The sequence below is a fragment of the Ensifer sp. EB106-03-01-XG145 genome (assembly GCF_058792075.1).
In genome coordinates this window covers 1703937-1721387 of record NZ_JBYTEC010000001.1, presented here as the reverse complement: position 1 = coordinate 1721387, position 17451 = coordinate 1703937, and the positions used below count along the sequence as shown (strand labels likewise).

Annotated in this window: 13 protein-coding genes; 6 read left to right on the top strand and 7 right to left on the bottom strand. The window is 61.8% G+C overall.

Going from position 1 to position 17451, the window contains the following annotated elements; all coding sequences use genetic code 11:
• Positions 1–51: 51 nt before the first annotated feature.
• Entirely contained in the window at positions 52–1527 is a 1476-nt protein-coding gene (locus AC3WWH_RS08375; protein WP_058322470.1) for a bifunctional ADP-dependent NAD(P)H-hydrate dehydratase/NAD(P)H-hydrate epimerase, read from the bottom strand.
• A gap of 344 nt (positions 1528–1871) precedes the next feature.
• Between AC3WWH_RS08375 and AC3WWH_RS08370 the strand changes: the two genes are divergently transcribed.
• From AC3WWH_RS08370 to hspQ, 3 genes are all read left to right on the top strand, one after another.
• Positions 1872–2210, top strand: coding sequence for a P-II family nitrogen regulator (locus AC3WWH_RS08370; protein WP_003528058.1), 339 nt, complete (start codon positions 1872–1874; stop codon positions 2208–2210).
• A 64-nt stretch (positions 2211–2274) separates the two neighbouring features.
• Entirely contained in the window at positions 2275–3684 is a 1410-nt protein-coding gene (gene glnA / locus AC3WWH_RS08365) for a type I glutamate--ammonia ligase (RefSeq protein ID WP_057255946.1), read from the top strand.
• 295 nt (positions 3685–3979) lie between these two features.
• Positions 3980–4309: a heat shock protein HspQ gene (gene hspQ, locus AC3WWH_RS08360; protein WP_057255944.1), complete on the top strand. Its 330-nt coding sequence runs from the start codon at positions 3980–3982 to the stop codon at positions 4307–4309.
• Between the two features lie 75 nt (positions 4310–4384).
• Here hspQ and AC3WWH_RS08355 read toward each other — a convergent pair whose 3' ends face one another.
• Positions 4385–5014: an invasion associated locus B family protein gene (locus AC3WWH_RS08355; RefSeq protein WP_058322469.1), complete on the bottom strand. Its 630-nt coding sequence runs from the start codon at positions 5012–5014 to the stop codon at positions 4385–4387.
• A gap of 307 nt (positions 5015–5321) precedes the next feature.
• On the opposite strand from AC3WWH_RS08355, the gene AC3WWH_RS08350 reads away from it, so the two are divergent.
• Both AC3WWH_RS08350 and AC3WWH_RS08345 read left to right on the top strand, forming a co-directional pair.
• Entirely contained in the window at positions 5322–7103 is a 1782-nt protein-coding gene (locus AC3WWH_RS08350) for an extracellular solute-binding protein (protein ID WP_058322500.1), read from the top strand.
• A gap of 90 nt (positions 7104–7193) precedes the next feature.
• Positions 7194–7856 carry a DsbA family oxidoreductase gene (locus AC3WWH_RS08345; RefSeq protein ID WP_058322468.1) on the top strand — a complete coding sequence of 221 codons (663 nt, stop codon included), beginning with the start codon at positions 7194–7196 and terminating at the stop codon, positions 7854–7856.
• Positions 7857–7908: 52 nt separating this feature from the next.
• On the opposite strand, the gene mfd is transcribed toward AC3WWH_RS08345, so the two are convergent.
• A complete protein-coding gene (mfd, locus tag AC3WWH_RS08340; protein ID WP_058322499.1) occupies positions 7909–11412 on the bottom strand; it encodes a transcription-repair coupling factor in 3504 nt (1167 codons plus the stop codon).
• Between the two features lie 7 nt (positions 11413–11419).
• Positions 11420–11725 (bottom strand): FAD assembly factor SdhE, encoded by a 306-nt coding sequence (locus AC3WWH_RS08335; protein ID WP_058322467.1) that lies wholly within the window; start codon positions 11723–11725, stop codon positions 11420–11422.
• A gap of 329 nt (positions 11726–12054) precedes the next feature.
• On the opposite strand from AC3WWH_RS08335, the gene recG reads away from it, so the two are divergent.
• Positions 12055–14160, top strand: a complete 2106-nt coding sequence (gene recG, locus AC3WWH_RS08330; protein WP_058322466.1) for an ATP-dependent DNA helicase RecG — start codon at positions 12055–12057, stop codon at positions 14158–14160.
• Between the two features lie 47 nt (positions 14161–14207).
• Here the strand turns inward: recG and AC3WWH_RS08325 are convergent, their stop codons facing one another.
• From AC3WWH_RS08325 to glmS, 3 genes are read right to left on the bottom strand one after another with little or no spacing between them, the layout of a single operon-like run.
• Positions 14208–14897: a DUF502 domain-containing protein gene (locus AC3WWH_RS08325; RefSeq protein ID WP_058322465.1), complete on the bottom strand. Its 690-nt coding sequence runs from the start codon at positions 14895–14897 to the stop codon at positions 14208–14210.
• Positions 14898–14915: 18 nt separating this feature from the next.
• The gene (locus tag AC3WWH_RS08320) at positions 14916–15413 is read right to left on the bottom strand and encodes a GNAT family N-acetyltransferase (RefSeq protein ID WP_058322498.1); all 498 of its coding nucleotides are present in this window, start codon (positions 15411–15413) and stop codon (positions 14916–14918) included.
• A complete protein-coding gene (gene glmS / locus AC3WWH_RS08315) occupies positions 15413–17239 on the bottom strand; it encodes a glutamine--fructose-6-phosphate transaminase (isomerizing) (protein WP_058322464.1) in 1827 nt (608 codons plus the stop codon). Before glmS ends, AC3WWH_RS08320 begins: the two co-directional genes overlap by 1 nt.
• Between the last annotated feature and the right edge of the window lie 212 nt (positions 17240–17451).

Below are 17451 nucleotides of genomic sequence, written 5' to 3'. Positions count from 1 at the left end.
GAGCGGTCCCTTCCATGAAGTCCGGCTGCTCGAGGCGTTGCATTTCCGGCCTCACGCCATTGGCGGTATGACGCCAATCAATGTCTCGGCGGTGAGCCCCCGCCCCGCTTGGCTGCCGGCCGCGCCATGTCGCCACACGGCGGCCGCCGCTGCCTCGAAGGCCGGCATCCCTTGAGCAAGATGTGCGCCGGTGATGCCGGCGAGAACGTCTCCCGAACCGGCCGTTGCCAGCCATGCTGGCGCATTGTTATTGACCACGGCCCGACCGTCCGGTGCCGCGATCACCGTGTCTGCTCCCTTGTAGACGATGACCGCATGGCTCTCGCGAGCCGCCTTCTGCGCCCTTTCGATCTTGGAGAGTGCGCCGTCGCCGGCAATTTGGGGAAAGAGGCGGGCGAATTCGCCCTCGTGCGGCGTCATGACCATCTGGCCCCCGCCTCTTGCAAGCGCGGCGAAGAGTTCCTCGCGGTTCGCCTGAAACGACGTGATCCCGTCTGCGTCGAGCACCAGCGACCGATCGCACAAAGCAAGCGCAAAGTCCCTCGCCTTCTTGCCGACACCGAAGCCGGGCCCGAGGACGAAGCTGCCCAAGCGACGATCCTGCAGCCATTTCGTCAGGTCTCGCTTACCTTCCACTTCGTTGACCATCACAGCGGTCAATTGCGACGCATTGATGCCGAGCGCAGCCTTTCCCGTTGCCACCGTGACCAGTCCGGCGCCGGCCGCGAGCCCTGCCGTGGCCGCCAGGCGCGCGGCCCCCGTTGCTTGCCGGTCGCCTGAAAAGACGACGAGGTGACCACGCCTGAACTTGTGCGTTGACGGCGCGAGATCTCCACCCCAGCCGGACCAGACCGTCGGCGAATTCAGACGCAGCGGGCCGGCCTCGGCCAGCACGATGCGCGGCGGGATTCCGATATCGAACACGTCGAGCGTTCCGCACAGGGATCGACCGGGCAAAAGCCAGTGGCCCGGCTTCGGCGCCATGAAGGTTACCGTGTGGCGGGCTGCGAAGGCGGCGCCACGGACTTCACCAGTCCGCCCATCGATGCCGCTCGGCAGATCGACCGCGATGACCGGGAGCCCGCTCGCGTTGATCCGTTCAATGGGCTGAACGACGTCCCCCGAGACATCGCGCGAGAGCCCGGCCCCGAACAGCGCGTCGATGACGACATCGCCGGCCCGGAGTTCGATTGCGTCAAGCGACGCCACCGGTCCCTTCCATTCCGACCGTGCGCGTGCGGCGTCGCCTTGAAGTGCCGCGGGATTGCCGAGTGTAAAAACCGCGACATCCGCCCCACTTTCCGCAAGACCGCATGCCGCGACATAACCATCGCCGCCATTGTTGCCCGGCCCGCAGAGCACGAGGAAACGGAGGGCATCCGGGAAGTGTCGCAAGGCCGCCGCGGTCACGGCCAGGCCGGCATTGCGCATCAGCGTGAAGCTTTCGATGCCGGATTGGGCGGCCGCCTGATCGATCGCCGTCATTTCCGAGGGCGTGATCAACAAGTGCTGAAGTTCGGAGCGCATGTCGCAGACTTATCCACGCCCGGCGGCATGACGCAAGGCCTCACACCCAGCGCGCCATTTGCCTCATAATTATGCATTTGCACATATTTGTTGCTCAAATAACGTGCTTCACCCTGTTGATGACCGAAAGCATCGACCGATGCCGGGCAACTTTCGATCGATAATCATAAAAATTAGGCAGATCCCAGCCAGGAAATGGCATGGAAACCCCGCAATCCGCGTCGCGGCAGTAGATTTTTTGTCGTTCTGACAGATTTTCGCAGAAAAACTGGCATGCAACGTGCATATTCAGGGCGAGCGGGCATGATCCTGCTTTAAAGGGAGAAGCGGAGAGACATTTTCTCATGAAAAAGATCGAAGCGATCATTAAGCCCTTCAAGCTCGACGAAGTGAAGGAAGCCCTTCAGGAAGTCGGCCTGCAGGGCATCACCGTCACGGAAGCCAAGGGCTTCGGGCGGCAGAAGGGTCACACGGAGCTGTATCGCGGCGCCGAATACGTGGTGGACTTTCTGCCGAAGGTTAAGGTCGAAGTCGTGCTGGCGGACGAAAACGCGGAGGCCGTCATCGAGGCGATCCGCAATGCCGCGCAAACCGGCCGCATTGGTGACGGAAAGATTTTCGTTTCCAATGTGGAAGAAGTCATCCGAATTCGCACGGGCGAAACCGGCCTCGACGCCATCTGATATCACGGGCCGTCCGGCCCGGTTCTTTTCAAACCTCGTCATCTCACACAGGGAATAACGGCAAATGACGACTGCAAGCGATATTCTGAAGCAAATCAAGGACAACGACGTCAAGTTCGTCGACCTGCGCTTTACCGATCCCAAGGGCAAGCTGCAGCACGTAACGATGGATGTGGTCTGCGTCGACGAAGACATGTTCGCCGATGGCGTCATGTTCGACGGCTCCTCGATTGGCGGCTGGAAGGCCATCAACGAGTCCGACATGGTGCTGATGCCCGATCCGGAAACAGCGCATATGGACCCGTTCTTCGCGCAGTCGACGATGGTCATCATCTGCGACATTCTCGATCCGGTTTCGGGCGAATCCTATAACCGCGACCCGCGCGGCACGGCCAAGAAGGCGGAAGCCTACCTCAAGGCATCGGGTATCGGCGACACCGTCTTCGTCGGCCCGGAAGCCGAATTCTTCGTCTTCGACGACGTCAAGTACAAGGCCGATCCGTACAACACCGGCTTCAAGCTCGACTCCTCGGAACTGCCGTCGAACGACGACACCGACTATGAGACCGGCAACCTCGGCCACCGCCCGCGCGTCAAGGGTGGCTATTTCCCGGTTCCGCCGATCGACAGCTGCCAGGACATGCGCTCGGAAATGCTGACGGTTCTGTCCGAAATGGGCGTAACGGTCGAAAAGCACCACCACGAAGTGGCGGCCGCCCAGCACGAGCTCGGCGTCAAGTTCGACGCGCTGGTGCGCAACGCCGACAAGATGCAGATCTACAAGTACGTCGTGCACCAGGTCGCCAATGCCTATGGCAAGACGGCAACCTTCATGCCGAAGCCGATCTTCGGCGACAACGGTTCGGGCATGCACGTGCACCTGTCGATCTGGAAGGACGGCAAGCCGACTTTCGCCGGCGACGAATATGCCGGCCTGTCGGAAACCTGCCTCTACTTCATCGGCGGCATCATCAAGCACGCCAAGTCGCTGAATGCCTTCACCAACCCGTCGACGAACTCCTACAAGCGTCTCGTCCCGGGCTACGAAGCACCGGTTCTGCTCGCCTATTCGGCACGCAACCGCTCGGCTTCCTGCCGCATTCCGTTCGGCACCAACCCGAAGGCCAAGCGCGTTGAAGTCCGCTTCCCGGACCCGACGGCGAACCCCTACCTCGCTTTCGCTGCCATGCTGATGGCCGGCCTCGACGGCATCAAGAACAAGCTGCATCCGGGCAAGGCCATGGACAAGGACCTCTACGACCTGCCGCCGAAGGAACTGAAGAAGATTCCGACGGTTTGCGGCTCGCTGCGCGAAGCGCTCGAAAGCCTCGACAAGGACCGCAAGTACCTGACCGCCGGCGGCGTGTTCGACGACGACCAGATCGATTCCTTCATCGAACTGAAGATGCAGGAAGTGATGCGCTTCGAAATGACGCCGCATCCGGTCGAGTACGACATGTACTACTCGGTCTAAGACCATGCAGGCCGGCAGCAACATCGCGTCCGGCCAAGCACTCCAGGTAGAGGGCCGGCGCCTCGCTCGAGGTCGCCGGCCTTTCTTTTTCGACTGATGCTCGCGCTCGTGGAAACGCCGCACCTTTGCGGTGGGCGGCACGCTTTGCCGAATTGTGTGATATTATGTTGACGGCAACTTGTGCGCGTCTATCCGCAAAGCTAGCGCGATTGTCCAACGCGGGGCGGAAGGGAGATCCCTATTGATGTTTTGGGTTCGCCAACCCAGATAATCTCCTGAAAGGATGTGTTGCGTCATGAAACAAAGAAACGCCAAATTCGAGATCGGACAGGTGGTTCGCCATCGGATTTTCCCGTTCCGAGGCGTCATTTTCGACGTCGATCCGGAATACGCCAACACCGAAGAATGGTGGAACGCCATTCCGCAGGAGATCCGCCCGAGCAAGGATCAACCCTTCTACCATCTGTTCGCCGAAAACGACGACAGCGAGTATGTCGCCTACGTTTCCGAGCAGAACCTGGAGTTCGACGACAGCGACCGGCCGATGCGCCACGCACAAGTCGATGCCCTGTTCGACAAGGACGGCGTCGGCCACTACAGGCCCAAGGCGGCTTTCCGTCACTAGGGCTTTTCGCCCCGGACAAATAAAAACGCCCGGACGCTAGGTCCGGGCGTTTCTTTAGGGATAGCGAGAGATCGCTTAGTTCTTCTTGGCAGCCTTCTGGGCTTCTTCGAGCTTCTTGCGGGCGTCTTCCGCCTTCTTCTGCATTTCTTCCTGCAGAAGGCGCTGACGCTCTTCGAGCTGCGACTGCTCGATCGGCTCGCCGTCGAAGATACCGGTGAAGCCCGTGAGGGCCATCTTGATCGGGTTCGGAGCGCGCTGGAAGTTGACCGAGGTGAAGACCACCTCGTTGCCCTTCTTCAGGCTGGCGATCAGCTGGTCGGACAGCGGCGCTTCGGCGACGCACTTGTCCGGCATGCAGATTGCGTAGTCGAGCTTCACCGGCTTGCCGCCGTCGATCTGCATCTGGACGCCCGTCGGGATGAGGCGTGCGGACGGTACGGAAACCTGCAGGACCTTACGGTTGACCTTGCCGCTTACGGTGATGAGGCCGACAGCAGTCACGAGCTGGCCGTTGTTGGCGGTCAGGAGGTTCTGAACTATGCAGACGTCATTGTCTTCCTGCTTGGTGCAGATCTTGAACCAGCCCTGCGGCGGCTTGCCACCCGCCTGCTGGGCGGATGCAACACTCGGTACGCCCGCAGCAGCTACAGAGAGCGCCAGCGCTGCCATACCCGAGCGTTTGGTAAAATTCGACTTGAAGATCATTGTGATTCCGTCTCCTGAAATCCGGTAACGGAACAGTTCGTTCCGCAGGTGAGTATCGTCAGCCGCCGTTGTCCTGTTGGCCAAATAAGGCAAATGCATGACCCCGTTTCCGGAAACACCTGTTACATTGGCTCGCTTCGATTATCCAGTGTTTCCTGTCATTTTTTGACTTACTACTGGGCGGAATTTGGGCGGCTGATCGGTTGGATTCATCAGTCTCCATTGGTAACGTTCAGGGAATCGGCCTGTTGATACCCCTTCACGGGAGGTGACTTTGCGTGCATTTCTTTCCGGTCTGGCTTTGCTCATGACCGCCACTTCGTTCAGCAATGGTGCGGCAGCCGCGCCCGTGCATGCCATTGCCATGCACGGCGAGCCGGCGCTGCCGGCCGATTTCAAGAACTTCCCCTACGTCAATCCGAACGTGAAAAAGGGCGGGAAGATCGCCTACGGCGTCGTCGGCAGCTTCGACAGCCTCAATCCCTTCATTCTGAAAAGCATGCGCACGACAGCGCGCGGCATGTGGGACCCGGAATACGGCAACCTCGTCTACGAATCGCTGATGCAGCGCTCGCGCGACGAAGCCTTCACCATGTACGGCCTGCTCGCCGAATCGGTTGAATGGGATGACGATCGGACCTTCATCCAGTTCAACCTCAACCCCAATGCCCGCTGGGCCGATGGGCAGCCGGTCACCGCTGAAGACGTGATCTTCAGCTTCGAACTGATGCGCGACAAGGGACGTGTCCCCTTCAGCAACCGCCTGGCCAAGGTGGCGAAGATGGAGAAGGTCGGTGACCGCAGCGTACGCTTCACCTTCACCGAAGAAGCCGACCGCGAGCTTCCGTTGCTGCTCGGCCTCTCGCCGGTCCTGCCGAAACACGCCATCGACGTTGCAAGCTTCGACCAGACGAGCTTGAAACCGCCGCTCGGCTCCGGCCCCTATCGTGTCACTGAAGTGAAGCCCGGCGAACGCATCGTCTACAAGAGAAACCCGAACTACTGGGCGAAGGACCTGCCGTCGAAGGTCGGCCAGGATAATTACGACGAAATCTCGGTCGAATACTTCCTCCAGGAAAATTCGCTGTTCGAGGCGTTCAAGAAGGGCGAGATCGACATCTATCCGGAAGGCAGCGCCACCAAGTGGGCACGCGGCTACGATTTCCCGGCGGTCCGCTCCGGCGACGTCGTCAAGGAGACCTTCAAACCGAAAACGCCCTCGGGCATGCTCGGCATCGTGTTCAATACCCGCAAGCCGATGTTCGACAATCTCAAGCTCCGCCAGGGTCTGGCGCTGGTGTTCGACTTCGAGTGGGTCAACAAGAACCTCTTCGATGGTGCCTACACGCGCACCCAGAGTTATTGGCAGAACTCGACGCTGAGTTTCCTCGGCGCACCGGCAGACGACCGCGAACTCGGCCTCATCGGCGATGCGCGCGATCGCATCAATCCGGCAATCCTCGATGGCACCTACCGGCTGCCGGTGACCGACGCCTCCGGGCGTGATCGCAACGTGCTGCGCGTCGCCGTCTCGCTTATGCGAGAGGCGGGCTTCCAGATCAAGGACGGCAAGATGGTAGACGCCAAGGGCGCGCCGCTCGCCTTCGAGATCATGAGCCAGAACGCGGGCCAGGAAAAGATCGCCCTCGCCTACCAGCGCTTCCTCGCGCCGCTGGGCATCCAGGTGTCGGTGCGCACTGTCGACGATTCGCAATACCAGCAGCGCAGCCAGTCCTTCGACTATGACGTGATTATCAAGTCCTTCCCGTCGACGTTGTCACCCGGTATCGAACAGGCCGGGCGCTGGTCCTCCCAGGCCAGGGATCGGCAGGGCAGCGACAACTTTGCCGGCGTTGCCGACAAGGATGTCGACCGCATGATCAACAACATTCTCCAGGCCCGCACGACCGAGGATTTCACGGCTGCCGTGCGCGCCCACGACCGGCTGCTGATCAACAATTCCTACCTGGTTCCGCTCTATCATCTGGACGCGCAGTGGGTTGCCCGACGCAAGCACATCGGCCGTCCCGATGTGTTGCCGCTTTATGGCTATCAGCTTCCGGCCTGGTGGGATCAAAACGCGCAATAGAGGGTTGGTTCCCTTTTGGTAACGCATTGAAAGCCGGATAAAATCGGCTTATCTCGCCGACATACCAAAACAAGGAAAGGCACCCGCACCATGCAAACCGTCAGCATCGATATCGTCTCGGACGTCGTCTGCCCCTGGTGCTATCTCGGCAAGGCAAGGCTGGATCAGGCGATCGCCAATGTCCCGGACGTGCTCGTCACCGTCAACTGGCGTCCCTATCAGCTCAATCCCGACCTGCCGCCGGAAGGCGTCGACCACAAGCAGCACCTGGCGGCAAAGCTCGGCGGCCAGGCGGCCGTCGATCGCGCCCATGATATGCTGCGCGAACTCGGAAACGCCGAGGGCATCGCCTTCGACTTTGACGCCGTGAAGATCAGCCCGAACACGCTCGACGCGCATCGGCTCGTCCGCTGGGCTGCGACCAACGGCGAGGCAGCGCAGACGGCCGTCGTCGGCATGCTGTTCAAGGCGAACTTCGAGGAGGGCCGCAATGTCGGCGATCACGCCGTGCTGCTGGATATCGCCGAGAAGGCCGGTCTCGACCGTCCCGTCATCGCTGCGCTGCTGACCTCCGACGCCGATAAGGACGCGGTCAAGGAAGAGGTCGGCATGGCCCGCGAGATGGGCGTGACCGGTGTCCCCTGCTTCATCCTCGAAGGGCAATATGCCGTGATGGGAGCGCAATCCGTCGACGTGTTGACGAATGCGCTGCGCGAAATCGCAGAGATGAAGGCAAGCGGCAAGCCGAACTGATCCGCTGCTGGCGCTGCCGCATCACGCGGCAGCGCTCGATGCCTGGCATAGGCTATTTCGCCAACCCGGCGAGCTGCGTCATCACCATCGCAGCGCCCGAAAGACGCTTCTCCGGCGTTGCCAGTTCCCTTTGGAAGAAGATGCTGTGGTCCGGCCGGATCTTCGCAAGCGTACCCTGCTTGGCGATGTAACCGACGAGTGCGGCCGGGTTCGGGAACTCCTTGTTGCGGAACTGCACGACGACACCCTTCGGCCCGGCATCGAGCTTCTCGACATTCGCCGTACGGCAGAGCGACTTGATGTAGACGATCTTGAGGAGGTGCTGGACCTCGATCGGCAGCGGACCGAAGCGGTCAATCATCTCGGCGCCGAAGCCGTCGATCTCCTTGAGATCCGTCAGTTCGCCGAGGCGGCGATAGAGACCGAGCCTCAGGTGCAGATCCGGCACATAGTGTTCCGGGATCATGACCGGGGTTCCGACCGAGATCTGCGGCGACCAACCGGTATCGTGGATTTCTTCTTCACCCTTGAGCTCGGCGACCGCCTCTTCCAGCATCTGCTGGTAAAGCTCGAAGCCGACCTCCTTGATATGGCCCGACTGTTCCTCGCCGAGCAGGTTGCCGGCGCCGCGGATATCGAGGTCGTGGCTCGCCAGCTGGAAGCCGGCACCGAGCGTGTCGAGCGACTGCAGCACCTTCAGCCGTCGTTCGGCGGTTCCCGTCAGCGTCTTGTTGACCGGCAGGGTGAACAGCGCGAAGGCGCGCACCTTCGAGCGACCGACGCGGCCGCGCAGCTGGTAGAGCTGGGCAAGTCCGAACATGTCGGCGCGGTGCACGATCAGCGTATTGGCCGTCGGGACGTCGAGACCGGATTCGACGATCGTCGTCGACAGCAGCACGTCGTAACGCCCGTCGTAGAAGGCGTTCATGATGTCTTCGAGCTCGGTTGCCGGCATCTGGCCGTGAGCAACCGCCACCTTCAGCTCCGGAACGTCGGATTTCAGGAAGTCGTGGATCTCCGAGAGGTCACTCAGGCGCGGGCAGACGTAGAAGCTCTGGCCGCCGCGATAGTGCTCACGCATCAGCGTTTCGCGGATCACCAGCGCATCGAAGGGAGAAATGAAGGTGCGAACTGCCATGCGGTCGACCGGCGGCGTGGTGATCAGCGACAGTTCGCGCACGCCGGTTAGCGCCAGTTGCAGCGTGCGCGGGATCGGCGTTGCCGAAAGGGTCAGCACGTGGACATCCGACTTCAGCTCCTTCAGCCGCTCCTTGTGCTTGACGCCAAAGTGTTGCTCTTCGTCGATGATCAGAAGGCCGAGATTGGCGAAATTGACCGACGTGCCAAGCAGCGCGTGGGTGCCGACGACGACGTCGGTCTTTCCGTCCGCCACCTCCTTCTTGGTCAACGCCAATTCCTTCGATCCAACGAGGCGGGATGCCTGCTGGATGCGGATCGGCAGACCGCGGAAACGCTCGGAGAAGGTCTTGAAATGCTGGCGCGCCAGCAGCGTCGTCGGCACGACGACGGCGACCTGTACGCCGTTCATCGCCGCGATAAAGGCGGCACGCAGTGCAACTTCCGTCTTGCCGAAGCCGACGTCGCCGCAGACGAGGCGGTCCATCGGACGGCCGCTGCCGAGATCGTCGCGCACCGCCTCGATCGAGTTCAGCTGGTCCTCGGTCTCGTCATAGGGGAAGCGCGCGGCGAATTCGTCATAGACGCCATCCTGCGCGGCAAGAACCGGCGCCCGACGCGTGTGGCGTTCGGCGGCGATGCGGATGAGACCGCCTGCCATGTCCAGCAGGCGCTTCTTGAGCTTGGCCTTGCGTGCCTGCCAGGCAACGCCACCAAGCTTGTCGAGGATCGCATCGGTCCCTTCTGCTCCATAGCGCGACAGAAGCTCGATGTTTTCGACCGGCAGGAACAGCTTGGCATTGTCGGCATAGACGAGCTCGAGGCAATCATGCGGTGCGCCGACGGCTTCGATGGTGCGCAAGCCGACAAACCGGCCAATGCCGTGTTCGGCATGCACGACGTAACTGCCCTCGTCGAGGCCCGCGACTTCGGCGATGAAGTCGGCCCCGCGCTTGCGGCGCCTCGAACGACGTACCATGCGGTCGCCCAGGATATCCTGTTCGCCTATGATCACGAGATCACCTGTCTCGAAACCGGCCTCGATGCTGAGGACGGTCGATCCCGCCTCGCCCGGCTTCAGGCTCTTGACCTCGGCCAGCGCCTTGATCGGCTTGATGTTGCCGAGTCCGTGCTCGGCAAGCACCTGCAACAGGCGGTCCAGCGATCCCTCGCTCCAGCCCGAAATGACCACCTTGGCGCCCTTCGAGCGCCGCTCGGCAATGTACTTGACCGCCTGGTCGAAGACGTTGACGCGTTCGCTGTCCGTCTCGCCCTCGCCGGCCGACTTGGCCCAGCGCATGCCCTGGCGCGCGTCGACCGATATCACCTGCCGGGCCTCGCCTTCATGCTCGTTGAACGGCGACAGACGAATGGCGTCGCGCGAGGTCAGTGCAGCATTGAAGCCCTGCGAATTCAGATAGAGCAGTTCCGGCGGAACCGGCTTATAGGGCGTGCCCTGGGTCGTCTGCGACTTGCCGGGAGAGGCCGATGCCAGACGGGCATCGTAATAGTCGAGAATGAGCTTCGAGCGTTCGGCCGCAGCTTCGCGCGCCAGATGATCCGTGACGATGCGGAAACCATGGAGATAGTCGAAGACCGTCTCCAGCCCGTCATAAAAGAGCGGCAGCCAATGCTCCATGCCGGCGTAGCGCCGCCCTTCGGATACGGCCTGGTAGAGCGCATCGTCGCGGGTCGTCGCGCCGAAAAGCGACAGATACTGCTTGCGGAAATGGCTGATCGTCTCCGGCGTCAGCGATACCTCGCTCATCGGGTTGAGATCGAGGGAGCGGACCTGGCCGGTCGTGCGCTGGCTTGCGGGATCGAAGGAGCGGATGGTCTCCAGAGTATCGCCGAAGAAGTCGAGGCGCAGCGGCTCGCCGCTGCCGGGCACGAAGACATCGAGGATGCCGCCACGCACGGCATATTCACCGACTTCGCGCACCGTCGCGACCCGCTCGAAACCATTGCGCTCGAGCCGCATCGCGATGTCATCCATGCGCACCTGGTTGCCCGGGCGGGCCGAAAACGCCAGACTCTCGATCACATTCTGCGGCGAGATCTTCTGCAGGGCAGCGTTGACCGTCACCAGCACGATCGCTGCATGCGGTTTCTTCTTGTGCGCGATGAGCGCACTGAGCGCCGCGAGACGCCGCGCTGACGTGTCGGCGCTTGGCGACACGCGGTCATAGGGAAGGCAGTCCCAGCCCGGTAGTGTCAGCACCGGAATATCCGGCGCCACGAAGCCGAGAACCTGCTCAAGATCCGCGATCCGTTGACCATCCGAGAGAATATAGGCGACCGGCTGGCCCGCCCGCGCGAGCTCCGCGAGAACCAGTGCCTCGGCGCCGGCGGGAACCGGGCCGATCGTGATCTCTCGTTGTGCTTCGACAATCTTCTTCGGATCAAGGCCAACCAGCATCATCGCTCTATTTCATCCCTTCGGGAAGCTTGTCGAAATCCGGACGATAGGCGGCAATGCGCTCGAACATCGGCGTCTGATAGTGAGCGGGCACCGGCTGTTCACCGGTGATCCACCTGACGAGATCATTGTCCTCTTCGCGCATGATTGTCTCGAGTTCATCGAGATCCACTTCGGAAAGCGCCGAAAGCTCGGCCTCGGCAAACTGCCCGAGGATCAGGTCCATCTCGCGGATGCCGCGATGCCAGGCGCGGAACAGGATCCGCCGTCGCCGCGGATCGAGATCGGCGCTGGTGCGTGAGATGCCAGTCATGGAATTTCCTTCCTGCCGCCCGCTACCGCGCCGCGCGTCTTCCAAGGCGCACGAAAGTCGCTGTAGCACTTTAGATTGCTGCATGTTTTTGCCCCTAAACCGGATTGGATTTAGGGAGAAAGGAAACATGCAGGAGAGCGCCGCGCATTCGGACGAACACGCGAGGGACGCTCCAGCGCTTTGATTCCAGAGCACCTTGTCGCCTTCAGTGATACCACTTGAAAGCGGGACGCTCTAGGCTACGGTTTGTCGTCAATGGGCTCTATAAACTCTGAATTGGTGATTGTCAGCCTTGCCAAAGCCCGATTTATCATCGCAATTTCATCACCATGCGTCCCGCCCTGCTCGACCCGCTCTTCTCACCGCTCGACACGCTTCCCGGCATCGGCCCGAAGATCGGCGAGCTCTATGCCAAGCTGCTCGGCCGCGAAACGATCGAGGATTGCCGTGTCGTCGATCTTGTCTTCCATGCGCCGCATTCGCTGATCGACCGTCGCCAGCAGCCCGGCATTGCCCATGCGCCGCAAGGGGTAATCGTCACCATTACCGGCCGGGTCGATCGCCATCAGCCACCGCCGCGCGGCAAACCAAACCTGCCCTACCGCGTCTTCCTGCATGACGAATCCGGCGAACTGGCGCTCACCTACTTCCGGGTCAAAGGCAATTGGCTGGAGAAATCGCTGCCGGTGGATGAGACGGTGATCGTCAGCGGCAAGGTCGACTGGTTCAACGGCCGGCCTTCGATGGTCCATCCGGACTACACGGTCCGCGCAAGCGAGGCGGAAAACCTGCCGCTGGTCGAACCGGTCTATGGTCTGACCGCCGGACTTTCGCCCCGGACATTGCGCAAGTCGATCGAGGCGGCCGTCGCCCGGGTCCCGGAAATGCCGGAATGGGGGGACGATGCGCTGCTCACCAAGCAGGGTTTCGCCAGTGCGGCCGAGAGTTTCCGAGCGCTGCATGATCCCCGGGATGCAATGGATATCGATCCCCAGGCACCCGCGCGCCGCCGCCTGGCCTATGACGAATTTCTTGCCGGGCAACTGTCATTGGCACTGGTCCGACAACGTCTTCGCAAGGTCGCAGGTATTCCGGTTCACGCCACCGGCGCGCTCTCCCGGCCGGTCATCGACGCCCTTCCCTTTTCGCTGACGGCGAGCCAGTCCACGGCTATTGCCGACATCCTCAAGGATATGGCAGGCACCGAACGCATGCTGCGGCTGCTGCAGGGCGACGTCGGCTCCGGCAAGACGATGGTGGCGCTGATGGCGATGCTCGCAGCGGTCGAATCCGGCGGCCAGGCCGTGCTGATGGCACCGACCGAAATCCTCGCCCGGCAACACCATGCGACCCTTGCCAGGATGGCCGCTCCGGCCGGCATCACGATTGACGTCCTGACCGGCCGCACCAAGGGCAAGGAACGCGATGCCATCCTTGATCGCATCGCATCCGGCGAGACGCGGATGGTGATCGGCACGCACGCACTTTTCCAGGATACGGTGAACTACAAGGAGCTGACGCTGGCGGTGGTGGACGAGCAGCATCGTTTCGGCGTTCACCAGCGCCTGCGCCTGACCGCCAAGGGAATCTCGCCGCATATGCTCGTCATGACGGCAACCCCGATCCCGCGCACGCTGGTGCTCGCGGCCTTTGGCGACATGGATGTCTCGAAGCTGACCGAGAAGCCTGCCGGGCGCAAGCCAATCCAGACCGTGACGATCCCGACGGAGCGTACCGGCGATATCGTCGACCGGCTGGATGCAGCGCTTCGCGAAGGCAAAAAGGCCTATTGGATCTGCCCGCTTGTCGAGGAGTCGGAAGCAGTCGACGTCATGTCGGCGGAAGAGAGGTACGAAGGCCTCGCCAAACGCTTCGGCAACACTGTCGGGCTCGTACACGGTCGCATGAATGGGGCGGAGAAAGATGCCGTCATGCTCGCCTTCAAGAATGGCGAGATCCGCTTGCTGGTCGCCACCACTGTCGTGGAAGTCGGCGTCGACGTGCCTGATGCGACGATCATGGTGATCGAACATGCGGAACGCTTCGGCCTTGCCCAGCTTCATCAGTTGCGTGGCCGCGTCGGCCGGGGCGATGAGGCTTCGACCTGCATCCTGCTCTACAAGGGACCGCTCAGCGAAAATGGCCGATCACGGCTCTCGATCCTGCGCGACAGCGAGGACGGCTTCCTGATCGCCGAGGAAGATTTGAAGCTGCGCGGCGAAGGCGAGTTGCTCGGCACGCGCCAGTCGGGCACGCCGGGCTTCCGCATCGCCAGCCTGGAAGCCCATGGCGACCTGTTGGAAATCGCGCGGAAGGACGCCGCCTATGTCATCGAGCGCGACCCGGACCTGACGTCGGAACGCGGTGAAGCACTCCGGACGCTGCTCTATCTCTACCGACGCGACGAGGCGATCCGCTTCCTGCGCGCCGGCTAGAGGCGAGAAAGCGTGAGCCGGTTTCCGTCCCGAAGTGTGCCTCGATGTCAGGCGGTTTTCTGCTGGCTGATTTTCAGCGGCGCGTTGGCGAGCGGTTTGTAGTCCGGCGTCACCAAGCCGCCGGAAATCAGCAGCTTGGCTGCATCTTCCGCGCTCATCTCGAGCGGTATGATCTTGTCGCGCTCAACAAACAGCAGAAACCCGGCGGTGGGGATCGGAGTCGGCGGCAGGAAGACCGCCACCATATCCATGCCACGATCGTCGAACTTGGATGCGATCTCGCCCTTAACGTCGGTCGCGATGAACACGAGCGACCAAAGGCCGGGGCTCGGATACTCGATCAGCCCGGCCTTCTTGAAGGAGGACGACTGCTCCTGCAGCACCGTCTGGAAAATCTGTTTCGTGGATTTATAGATCGTACGGACGAGCGGCGTGCGATTGACCAGGGATTCGGCGAGATTGACGATCGACCGACCGACGAGGTTTGCGGTCATGAAGCCGACAAACGTGATCACGAAAATGGCAACGAGCAACCCGAAGCCGGGAATGGCGACGGGCGAATAGGTGTCCGGATTATAGAAATTCGGCAGATACGGCTTCACCCACCCATCGGCCCAATCGATAAACGTGCGCACGAGCCAAACGGTGATCGCCACCGGTGCGCAGACGATCAGGCCGGTCAGGAAATAGTTGCGCAGCCGGGTGCCGATGTAGCCGCGTTTTGAGTGTTCCGTCATGCTTCTTCCGTCTTAACCTCACGCCACCCCAAAGGCCGGATGATAGGCGACCGTGCCAGCGGCCATCGCGCCGGAAAGAGCCAGCGCCATGAAATATTGCGGCGCACAACCGGGGAATACAAGAGCCGATTCGTTGCGGAAACCGAACTTTTGATAATAGGCCGGATCGCCGACGACGACGCAGCCAGAGGCACCCTCGGCACGCAGCCATTCGAGGCCCTCGCGGATCAACTGCCTGCCGATGCCCTGTGCCTGAACGTCCGGCTTGACCGACACAGGCCCAAGCCCGAACCAGCCGGATTCTGCCGGCGTCAGAGTGACGGGCGAGAAGGCGACGTGCCCAACAATCTCGTCGTTCATCTCGGCGACCAACGACACGTTCAGCGCCCCGGCTTCGCGCAGGCGTTCGATGATGAGGGGCTCGCTCTGATCACTGTGCGGATGCCCTTCGAAGGCGGCCGCGGTCACCTCGCGGATACCCTTCTCATCTCCTGGGCGCTCATGCCGGACGTAGATCACTCAACGGTCACCGATTTGGCGAGGTTACGGGGCTGGTCGACGTCGGTGCCCATGAATACCGCCGTATGGTAGGCAAGCAACTGGATCGGCAGCGAGAAGATCATCGGCGCGATGATCTCGTCGACATTCGGCAGCACGATCGTCGCCATCGTTTCGAGCTTCGAGGCAGCAGCGCCCTTCTCGTCGGTGATCAGGATGATGCGGCCGCCGCGCGCGGCCACTTCCTGCATGTTGGAAACCGTCTTCTCATAGAAGCGATCGTGCGGCGCAATGACGATGACCGGCATGTTTTCGTCGATCAGCGCGATCGGTCCATGCTTAAGCTCGCCGGCGGCATAACCTTCGGCGTGGATATAGGAGATCTCCTTGAGCTTCAGCGCGCCTTCCATCGCCAGCGGGAAGCTGGTGCCGCGCCCGAGATAGAGCACGTCGCGGCACTTCGACAGCTCGCGCGACAGAAGCTCGATCTTCGGCTGGATGGCGTTCAACACCTGGCCCATGATACGCGGCATTTCCGAGAGGTAGCGAACCAGCACCTGCTCCTCGTCTGCACTGACCGTGCCGCGGGCGCGTCCGGCGCCGATCGCCAGCGACGCCAGGACGGCCAGCTGGCAGGTGAAGGCCTTGGTGGAGGCGACACCGATCTCCGGACCGGCGAGGATCGGGAACACGGCATCGGACTCGCGTGCGATCGTCGATTCGCGCGTATTGACGACGGCGCCGATCTTTAAGCCCAGCTCCTTGCAGTAGCGCAGCGAGGCGAGCGTGTCGGCGGTTTCGCCCGATTGCGAGATGAACAGTGCTGCCGACTGCGCCGACAACGGGATTTCGCGATAGCGGAACTCGGAAGCGACGTCGATTTCCACCGGCAGGCGGGCATAGCGCTCGAACCAGTACTTGCCGACGAGGCCGGCGAGATAGGCCGTGCCGCAAGCGGAAATCGCCAGACTCGGGACCTTGGCAAAATCGATCGTGCCGCCGAGTGCCTTGATGCGGTTGCCGGCAAAATCGACGTAGTGACTGAGCGCGTGCGCGATCACCTCCGGCTGCTCATAGATCTCCTTCTCCATGAAATGCCGGTGGTTGCCCTTGTCGATCATATAGGCGGCGGCCGACGAGATCTGCTTCGGGCGATCAACGGCATTGCCGGCGAGATCGAAGATATGCACGCCGTTTGCGCCGATCACCGCCCAGTCACCGTCGATCAGATAGGTGATCTCGTTGGTGAAAGGCGAAAGTGCAATCGCGTCGGAGCCGAGGAACATCTCGCCCTTGCCGTGGCCGATCGCCAGCGGCGGACCGTTGCGCGCCGCCATGATTGTCGACGGATCGTCCTCAAAGAGCACAGCGAGCGCATAGGCGCCGGTGACCCGCTTCAGCATCGCATGCATCGCCTCACGCCGGCCAAGGCCCTCGCGGCGGAACCTGGAGAGCAGATGTGCCACAACCTCGGTGTCGGTGTCCGTCTCGAACTTGGCGCCGTCGGCGATCAGTTCGTCCTTCAAATCGGCAAAGTTCTCGATGATGCCGTTGTGGACGACGGCGACACCGTCGGTGAAGTGCGGATGCGCGTTGCGCTCGGTCGGCGCGCCATGGGTCGCCCAACGCGTGTGCGCAATGCCGATCGTGCCGGCGAGCGGCTCTTCGCGAAGCCGGATCTCAAGATTGACAAGCTTGCCCTCGGCACGCCGGCGCTCCAACGCTCCGCCGTTGACGGTGGCGACACCGGCAGAATCATAGCCGCGGTATTCGAGGCGCTTCAGCGCATCGACCAGGCGCTCCGATACCGGCTGGTTGCCAACGATGCCAACAATACCGCACATAGTCGTCTCCGATTTGTCCCCGCGCCCGTCGTGGCGCCTCAGCCGATGAGGGCGGATGTCCCGCCCGTTGCGCTGCCTTGGTAAAGCATTTGTCGGGCGAGGCAATCCGCCCCGATTTCACTTTCGGTTTCAGTATTTAACGCTCTGCAGGCTTCCTTGAATCGCAGCCGATTCAGGCAAGAAAACATGCAGCAATCAAAGCGCCACAGCGA